The organism is Variovorax sp. Soil_C_19, assembly GCF_057657255.1.
In genome coordinates this window covers 78,418-86,792 of record NZ_JBDGIV010000018.1, presented here as the reverse complement: position 1 = coordinate 86,792, position 8,375 = coordinate 78,418, and the positions used below count along the sequence as shown (strand labels likewise).

Genomic DNA, 8,375 nt, shown 5'->3' with positions numbered 1-8,375 from the left:
GCCTTCCCTCCGGGTTGGCCCGCATTGGGGCCGTCTGCGGCGTTGCCCGCGCTTGCAATGCTTCAGCATTGCTGCGCGCGGGCGCCTTGCAGCCAGCCCCAATGCGGGCCAACGCGATCCCCGTAAATAGGGTGAACAGGCCCTAAGCCGCAGCCGACTCGGCGATCTCCTGCGTGACGCGCAGGAACTTCTCCATGTCCGCGACCGAGTGGCAGTGCAGCGGCGAGACGCGCACCGTGCCCTCGAGGCCGAAGGCGTCGAGCATGCGCTTCGAGTAGATGCTGCTCGCCACGCGCTCGTACACCGTGACGCCGCGCTCGCCATACTCGACCACGGCCTGCGCGCAGTCGATGCGGTCGAAGCCGATGCCGATGATCAGGTCGCGCTTCGTGAGGTCCGGATGGTCGAGGAAGACCTTGACGCCGGCCATGCGGCGCAGCCCCGGCGTGGCCTCTATCCCGTCGAGCAGCGCCGCGAGCAGCGCCCGCTCGTGCAGCTCGATGTGCGCGATGCCGGCGGCAAACAACGCCCGCCGCTCATTGGCCTGCGAGAAATGGCCCCCGAGCCAGCAGACGTAGTCGACGACCTCGGTGAGCACGGCGAACTGCCAGGGCGCGGAGCTGCCGAGGTCCCAGAAATCGGGCTTCTTGCCCGCGAGCTTGTGGTGCGGCAGCCGCGCCGCACGGTCCGACACCCACGACAGGCCCGAGCCACGGCAGCCGAAGAACTTGTAGGGCGCGATGTTGATGCCGTCCACCGGCGTCTTCTGCAGGTCGATGAGCCCGTGCGGCGCGTGCTGCACGGCGTCGACCAGGATGTAGAGATCGGGCTTGATCTCGCGGGCGCGCTGCACGATCCGTTCGAGATCGAGCTTGGCCCCCGAGATGTTCGATGCATGGATCACGTTGAGCAGGCTCGTGTCCTTGTCGATGTGCCGCACGATCTCGTCGACGTCGACGCCGCCGGTCTCGCGGTTGCTGCGGGCCACGCGCAGTTCGCGGCCGCACTTCTGCGCATAGAGGCTCATCGCATCGAAGGCCGACGGATGCTCGAGCACCGTGGTGACCATGTTCGTGCCCGGCACGTTCTCGGCCACGGCGCGCACCATGTCGAACATCGCGCCCGACGCGGTCAGCGACGCATAGACGCTGCCGCCTTCGGCATTGAGCACGGTGCGCAGGTCGTCCGCGCCGCGGGCCTGGACCTGCTGCAGCTCGATCGCCGTGGCGTGCATGCGCTCGGTGTTGTCGGGCACCGCATCGATGGCGGCGAAGCGTTCGGCCGCGGCCTTCAGGCGGAACGAGCCGCCCGCGTTGTCGAAGTACAGCCGCTCGCGGCCGTGGTGGTCGCGGTCGACGTGCAGGAAGCGCGCCTTCACCTCGCGCATCAGCGCATCCGAAAACGCGAACCCGTTCGGGCGGATGGCATCGGACGGCATCCTCACACGCCCTTGTTGTTCGGGTTGCGGTAGACCTCGCGCACGGCATCGGACATCGGGAAGTTCAGGTTCACGTTGCGCGGCGGAATCGGCGACATGAACCACTTGGCATAGAGCTTCTCGATCGCGCCCGACTTCATCATCGCGGTCACGGCCTCGTCGACGATGGCCTTGAACTCGGGGTCGCCCTTGCGCATCATGATGCCGTAGGGCTCCTGGCGCAGCACGTCCTTCAGCAGCTTGTAGTCGGCCGGATTGGGCTGGTTGGCGACCAGGCCCGCGAGCTGCACGTCGTCGAGCACGTAGGCCACCGCGCGGTCGCTCGACAGCAGCAGGAAGCCGTCCGCCGTGTCCTTGCCCGCGATCTCCTGCACCTCGATGTTCTCGGTCTTGCGGAAGCCGCGCAGCAGCTGCATCGAGGTGCTGCCGGCCACGGTGGCCACGGTCTTGCCCTGCAGGTCGGCGATGGAGTCGATGCCCGAGCTCTTCTTGACCACGGCCGTGATGTTGGTCACGAAGTGGCTCGGCGCGAAGTCGACCTGCTGCTGGCGCTGCACCGTGTTGGTGGTGGTCGCGCAGTCGAGGTCGACCGTGCCGTTCTGCACCAGCGGGATGCGGTTGGTCGACGTGAGCATCGTGTAGCGCACCTCGATCTTCGGCAGGCCGAGCTTCGCCTTGATCGCCTCGACCACCTGCAGGCAGATGTCGTTCGTGAAGCCCATCGGCGCGCTCTCGGAGCCGGCTTTGTACGAGAACGGGAGCTGCGTGTCACGGCTGCCGATCTGCACCACGCCGCTTTCCTTGATCTTGCGCAGCGTGGGGCTCTCCTGGGCCGCCGCGGCGCCGCAGAGCAATGCAGCGGAGGCCGCCAGCGCGAGGGACAGTTTGAGGTTCATTCGAAAGTCTCCTTGGAAGATGAGGCAAGCCCATCTTCCGTGCCGCTTCAAATTTCCAAAAGCGATTTTTTGTGATCGAATCACATGAATAAAGCGACTCGGTCGAGGACTTACACACCGTGATGACATTCAAGCAGCTCGAAGCCCTCTACTGGATCGCCAAGCTCGGCGGCTTCGCGCAGGCGGCCAACCAGCTGCACACCACGCAGTCGGCCGTTTCCAAGCGGGTGCACGAACTAGAGCAGCTGTTCGACACGGCGCTGTTCGACCGCAGCCAGCGCAGCGCGCGGCTCACCGAGAAGGGCGAGGAGATGTTCGTGCTCGCGGGCCGCCTGCTCGAGCAGCGCGACGCCGCCGTCGAGCAGTTCGGCAAGCCCGGCGTGGTGCAGCGCCGGCTGCGCATCGGCGTGACCGAACTCACCGCGATGACCTGGCTGCCGCGGCTCGTGGGACTGATCCAGCGCCACTATCCGAAGGTGATCCTCGCGCCCGACGTGGACGACAGCCTGCAGTTGCGCGACAAGCTGCTGGCCGACGAGCTCGACCTCGCGATCGTGCCCCACACCTTTGCCGATTCGCGCATGCAGACCAAGGTCATCGGCCAGGTGAGGAGCGCCTGGATGTGCAAGCCCGGCGTGGTGGCGGCCACCGGCCCGGTCCGCCTGCACGAGCTCGCGCGCCATCGCATGCTGGTGCAGGGCAGCAACTCGGGCACCGGCCGCGCCTACGACGCCTGGATGAAGGAACAGGGCGTGCAGCCGGCCGAAAGCATCGTGGTGAGCAACCTCGTCGCCCTCACGGGCCTCACGGTGTCCGGGCTCGGCGTGAGCTACCTGCCGCGCCAGTGCCTCGAGCCGCTGGTGTCGGCCGGCATGCTCGCGGTGATCGACGTGGTGCCCGCCCTGCCCCTGGTGCGCTACGTCGCGATGCACAAGGGCGAGCACCGCAGCGCGCTGACCGCGTCGATCGTCATGCTGGCGCAGGAATGCTGCGACTTCACGCGCATGTTCCAGGCGCAGGCGGCCGAGGCGCCGGCACAATCGTCGGCATGAAATCGCGCAAGCAGACCTCGTCCACGCCCTTCATCCGCGTGGGCCCCAGCGGTGTCCATGGGCTCGGTGCCTTCGCGGCCCGCGACTTGCCCGCCGGCGCGTTCCTCGGCCTCTACGAAGGCCGGCGCTACTCGCCGCAGGACATCGCCGCAAGAAAGTGGGACGACCAGCTCACCTACCTCTTCAAGCTCTCCAACGACGAAACCATCGACGGCGCCAAGGGCGGCAACGGCACGCGCCACCTGAACCATGCCTGCGATCCCAATTGCGAAGCCGTCGAGGAATACGACGAAGCCGGCGAACTGCTGCTGAAGTTCCAGACGCTGGTGCCGGTGGACGAGGGCGAAGAACTCTTCATCGACTACGCACTGAGCGCCGACGACGGCTCCACGCCCGACCAGTACCCCTGCCGCTGCGGCTCGGCGCTCTGCCGCGGGACCATGCTGTCGGAGCCGACCGAGCCGGCCGAGCCGTTGGAGCGCGAGGGATGAAACAGGCCCATTGTTCGTCCACAGGAAACTGACTACTGCCGGCAGGCCCCTTTGTGCAAGGCCTGCCAACTCCGACACTGGGCGGCCCTTCACAACAACACGCCATCGGCCCGGCACGCGCCCGGCCGATGCGATTCGAGGACCGCCCTTCATGATGAATCCGCCCAGCAGCAATCCCTGCATCGACGACCTCGCGCCCGAGCCCGCGACGACAGCGGTGGCGAGCCGCTCCGCGTGGCTCGCGGTCGGCTCCATTGCCGTCGGTACCTTCGCGATGGTGTCGACCGAGTTCATGCCGATCGGCCTGCTGACGGACATCGGGCGCGGACTCGGCGTGTCCGATGGCACGGCCGGCCTGATGATCACCATGCCCGGCGTGCTCGCCGCGCTGGCCGGTCCGGCGCTCATCGTGGCCTCGGGCCGGCTCGACCGGCGCACCGTGCTGATCGCACTCACGGTCCTGCTGATCGCGTCGAACCTGCTCGCCGCCTTCGCGCCCAACTTCGCGACCATGCTGGTCGCGCGGCTGATGCTCGGCCTGGCGGTGGGCGGCTTCTGGACCTTCGCGCCCGCGGCCGCCACGCAGCTGGTGCCCGCGGCCTCGAAGGCACGCGCCATGTCGCTGGTGCTGGCCGGCGTGTCGGCGGCCACGGTGCTCGGCGTGCCCGCGGGCTCGTGGCTCGGCACGATGTTCGGCTGGCGCGCCTCGTTCGCCGTGACCGGCGCGCTGGCCGCCGCCGTGCTGCTGGTGCAGCTGTGGCTGCTGCCGGCCATTCCGCCGCAGCGCGCGATCGGCGCGCGCGACCTGCTCACGCCGCTCACGCGCCGCATGGCCCAGGTCGGCCTGCTCACGGTGCTGTTCTTCATCGCCGGCCACTTCGCGGCCTACACCTACCTGAAGCCGCTGCTGCAGCAGGTGTTCGGCCTGCCGGCGCATGCCGTCTCGACGCTGCTGCTGGTCTACGGCGCGGTGGGCTTCGTCGGCACCTTCGTCGGCGGCAGCCTGGTGGCGCGCAGCGTGCGCGGCACCACCCTGCTGGCGGCACTGATGCTCGCCACGGCGCTGCTGTTGTCGACCCAGATCGGCACCGGCATGGTGGCCGGCGCGGTCGTGGTGGTGATCTGGGGCGTGGCCTTCGGCCTGATCCCGGTGGCGCTCACCGGCTGGATGATGGAAGCGGTGCCCGACGCGCAGGAAGCCGGCCAGGCCCTGCTGGTGACCGGCTTCCAGGTGGCGATCGCCGCCGGCGCGCTGATGGGTGGCGTGATGGTCGACGGCTACGGCATCGCGAGCGCGATGGTGCTCAGCGGGGTGCTGGTGCTGGTGGCGGCGCTGGTCGTGGCCACGCTGGGGCGGGCGCGCGGCGGCGTGCCGATGGGCGTGATGCCGGAATGAGGCCCTAGTCCCCGAGCAGCTCCCCGATCGGCTGCAGGTCCTCGACCCGGTCGCAGATCGACTTGATCACCATCGTGATCGGAATCCCCAGCAGCAGGCCCCAGATGCCCCAGAGCCAGCCCCAGAAGATCACGCCGACGAACACGGCCACCGGGTTCATGCGGCTGGTGCGGCTCGTGAGCCAGGGCACCAGCAGGTTGCCGACGACGGTGTGGATCAACAGCGAGGTGCCGGCCACCGCGAGCGCCATCTCGATGGTGTTGAACTGCAGAAACGCGACCAGGCCAGCCGCGCCCATGACGATCACCGAGCCGATGTAGGGGATGAGATTCGTCACCGCGGCCACGATGCCCCAGACGGCCGCGTTCTCGAGCCCCAGCGCCCAGAAAGAGAGCCCGGTTGCCACGCCCACGAGCGCGCTCGTGGCAATCTGAACCAGCAGGTAGCGCTCGATGTTGCGCGTGATGTCGTCCAGCACGTGCACCGTGATCTTCTTCTTCTGCAGGCTCGGTCCGGTGATCTTGATCAGCTTGCGCCGGAAGGTGTTGCCCGAGCACAGCGCGAAGAAGGTCAGGAAGGCCACAAGCGTGAACTGCCCCGCGGCCGAGAGCAGCCCCACGGTGCCGCTCCAGAGGTAGTCGCGCACGTTGAAGGGCGGCCGCTCGACCACCACGCGCGCCACGCCGCGCCGGGCCAGCGCGCGCGAGTTCTCCTCGGCGGCGCGCTCGAGCTGCGACGCCGCCTGCTGCACGTTGTCGAGCGGGTTGGTGTTGGCGCTCCTGTTGGAGGTGCGTGCGACCTGGCGCAGCTTCTGCGCCGCGACCGGCAGCGAATCGACCAGCTGCGAGGCGCTGCCCGAAAGCGAATAGCCGGTCCAGCCCAGCCCCCCGAATAGCCCCAGCAGGATCACGGTGGCGCCGATCCAGCGCGGCAGCTTCCAGTGCTCGAGCCGGTCGACCAGCGGCGACAGCGCATAGCTCAGCAGCAGGCTCAGCATCAGCGGAATGAACACCGCCGCGGCCCAGCGCAGCGCGAACACGCTGGCAAGCACCGCGAGCACGACCAGCGAGGCACTGCGCACGTCGACCGGCATGTGCAGCATCAGCCGGTTGGGTTCCGGCTCGGGCAGCAGTTCGGGCGGCAGCGCGCCGGCCGGGGGTTTCGCCTCGGGGTCGGGCGGCAGCTCGGGCGGCTGTTCGGCGGGCTGCGGCCGGGGCGGGGCTTTCGGCACTGCGTCGGCGGCCGGGTTGTGGTTGTCGGTCATCGTGTTTTTTCCTTCAGGACATCGCGCACGGCAGGCAGTTGCCGCCGCGACACGGCGACCGGCTCGGGAACGGCCTCGAGCCGCAGCGCCCAGCCTTCGGCGTCTTCGCCGTCGTCGTATTTCTCGAGCGCGCGGATGGCCGCGCGGGCCACCAGCGCATTGCGGTGCACGCGCAGGAAGCGCTCGGGGTAGCGCTCCTCGAACTCGTTGAGCGAGCCGTCGAGGATGTGGCTGCGCGTGGCGGTGCGCACCGTGAGGTACTTGTGCTCGGACTTCAAATAGAGCACCTCGGCGAGCGGCACCCGCTCGGTGCGGCCGCGGTCCTGGATCAGCAGGCTCTCCTGCAGCGCGCTGGCCCGCAGCGCACCCCGCTCCTTCAGAAAGCGCTCGGCCTTCTGCAGCGCCTGCTGCAGGCGCTCGGCGCGCACCGGCTTGGTCAGGTAGTCGACCGCATCGAGTTCGAAGGCCGTGACCGCATGCGCCGCATGCGCCGTGACGAACACCACGGCCGGCGCGTCGTCACGCTGGCGCAGCGCGCGCGCCACCTCGATGCCGTCGATACCGGGCATGTGCACGTCGAGCAGCACCAGGTCGAGCGGCAGTTGCGCCAGGTGCTGCTGCGCCTCGGCCCCCTGCGCCGCCTCGGCCACCACCTCGGCCGCGGGCGAGCGGCAGTCGCGCAACAGGGTGCGAAGGCGCGATCGCGCCAGGGCTTCGTCGTCGACGATCAGGGTCTTGAGGGTCATGGTTCGGCAGGAATGGCAATGCGCACGCGGTAGTTCTTCTGGTCCATGCCGGCGCTGAACTGCATCTGCATGTCGTGCAGCAGGCGCAGCCGGTCGCGCACGTTGGCCAGCGCAATGCCATGCCCGCGCGGCAGCGGCTCGTCGGCCCAGCGCAGCGGCGGCAGGCTGTTGACCACCTCGATCACCACCACGTCGCCGCGGCGCTCGGTGCGGATGCGCAGCCTGGCGCCCTCGGGGCTGGGCTCTACGCCGTGCTTGATGGCGTTTTCGACCAGTGGCTGCAGCAGCAGGGGCGGCAGGCGCGCGCTGCTGGCGGCGGCATCGAGGTCCCAGCGGATGCGCAGCCGGTCGCCGAAACGCACCTGCTCGATCGCCAGGTAGCGCTCGGCCAGCGCGATCTCGTCGGCCAGCGTGCCCGATTCGCCCGGATCGGCCAGCGCCTGGCGAAACAGCTCGGCCAGGTCCTCGAGCATGGCCTCGGCCTTGGCAGGTTCCTCGCGCACCAGCGCGATGGCGCTGTTGAGCGTGTTGAACAGGAAGTGCGGCCGGATGCGCGACTGCAGCTCCTCGAGCCGTGCGGTGGTGGCGGCCGGCGTCTGGCCGCGCGCACGCAGCACCATCGCCGCCATGACGAGCACAGCGATGAAGCCACCCGCCACCGCGCTCGCGAGCCATGGCGCGGCGCCGAGCACACCGGTGAGCCGCAGCAGGCCGCAGCCGTAAAGCGCGGAGACGGCGCCGAGCGCGGCGCCCGCCACATATTGGGCCTGTTCCGGCAACCGCCCGAGCGGCGACTTGAGCCCGCAGGCCGCCACCAGCCAGAGCAGCGTGGCCGGCAGCGCGCCACCCGTGCTGGTGGCGGTCTGCACCAGCCATTCGGACGGCGACGACGACACGAAAAGCGCGGCCGTCGCCACCAGCGCCTCGACGAAAAGCACCGTGCGCAGCACCACGCCGATCTGGCAGGCGTCGAAGAGCCCGCGGCCGCTGCGCGAGGTCGAACGCCCTCTTTCCGGCGAAGCCGGCGGCTTGGACGCGGAGGTGGCCGATAAAATCGCCGGGTTGCGCATCACTGATACGTTGGGTAACCAA

The 8,375-nt window shown here is 69.1% G+C and carries 8 protein-coding genes; 3 read left to right on the top strand and 5 right to left on the bottom strand.

Going from position 1 to position 8,375, the window contains the following annotated elements:
* Window positions 1-142 precede the first annotated feature (142 nt).
* Entirely contained in the window at window positions 143-1,438 is a 1,296-nt protein-coding gene (locus tag AC3A6R_RS24470) for an aminotransferase class V-fold PLP-dependent enzyme (protein WP_487865882.1), read from the bottom strand.
* Window positions 1,439-1,440: 2 nt separating this feature from the next.
* Entirely contained in the window at window positions 1,441-2,334 is an 894-nt protein-coding gene (locus AC3A6R_RS24465; RefSeq protein WP_487865881.1) for an amino acid ABC transporter substrate-binding protein, read from the bottom strand.
* A 122-nt stretch (window positions 2,335-2,456) separates the two neighbouring features.
* On the opposite strand from AC3A6R_RS24465, the gene AC3A6R_RS24460 reads away from it, so the two are divergent.
* From AC3A6R_RS24460 to AC3A6R_RS24450, 3 genes are all read left to right on the top strand, one after another.
* Complete coding sequence (locus tag AC3A6R_RS24460) at window positions 2,457-3,386, top strand: LysR family transcriptional regulator (RefSeq protein ID WP_487865884.1); 930 nt, start codon at window positions 2,457-2,459, stop codon at window positions 3,384-3,386.
* Window positions 3,383-3,877: an SET domain-containing protein gene (locus AC3A6R_RS24455; protein ID WP_487865880.1), complete on the top strand. Its 495-nt coding sequence runs from the start codon at window positions 3,383-3,385 to the stop codon at window positions 3,875-3,877. The genes AC3A6R_RS24460 and AC3A6R_RS24455 overlap by 4 nt, the downstream gene beginning before the upstream one ends.
* Window positions 3,878-4,028: 151 nt before the next feature.
* Window positions 4,029-5,273: an MFS transporter gene (locus tag AC3A6R_RS24450; RefSeq protein ID WP_487865879.1), complete on the top strand. Its 1,245-nt coding sequence runs from the start codon at window positions 4,029-4,031 to the stop codon at window positions 5,271-5,273.
* 4 nt (window positions 5,274-5,277) lie between these two features.
* Here the strand turns inward: AC3A6R_RS24450 and AC3A6R_RS24445 are convergent, their stop codons facing one another.
* Genes AC3A6R_RS24445 through AC3A6R_RS24435 form a run of 3 tightly spaced genes read right to left on the bottom strand, consistent with a single transcriptional unit; the run spans window position 5,278 to window position 8,353 of the window.
* Window positions 5,278-6,537 carry an AI-2E family transporter gene (locus tag AC3A6R_RS24445; RefSeq protein ID WP_487865878.1) on the bottom strand — a complete coding sequence of 420 codons (1,260 nt, stop codon included), beginning with the start codon at window positions 6,535-6,537 and terminating at the stop codon, window positions 5,278-5,280.
* Complete coding sequence (locus AC3A6R_RS24440; protein ID WP_487865877.1) at window positions 6,534-7,283, bottom strand: LytR/AlgR family response regulator transcription factor; 750 nt, start codon at window positions 7,281-7,283, stop codon at window positions 6,534-6,536. Before AC3A6R_RS24440 ends, AC3A6R_RS24445 begins: the two co-directional genes overlap by 4 nt.
* A complete protein-coding gene (locus AC3A6R_RS24435; RefSeq protein ID WP_487865876.1) occupies window positions 7,280-8,353 on the bottom strand; it encodes a sensor histidine kinase in 1,074 nt (357 codons plus the stop codon). The genes AC3A6R_RS24440 and AC3A6R_RS24435 overlap by 4 nt, the downstream gene beginning before the upstream one ends.
* Window positions 8,354-8,375: the final 22 nt, after the last annotated feature.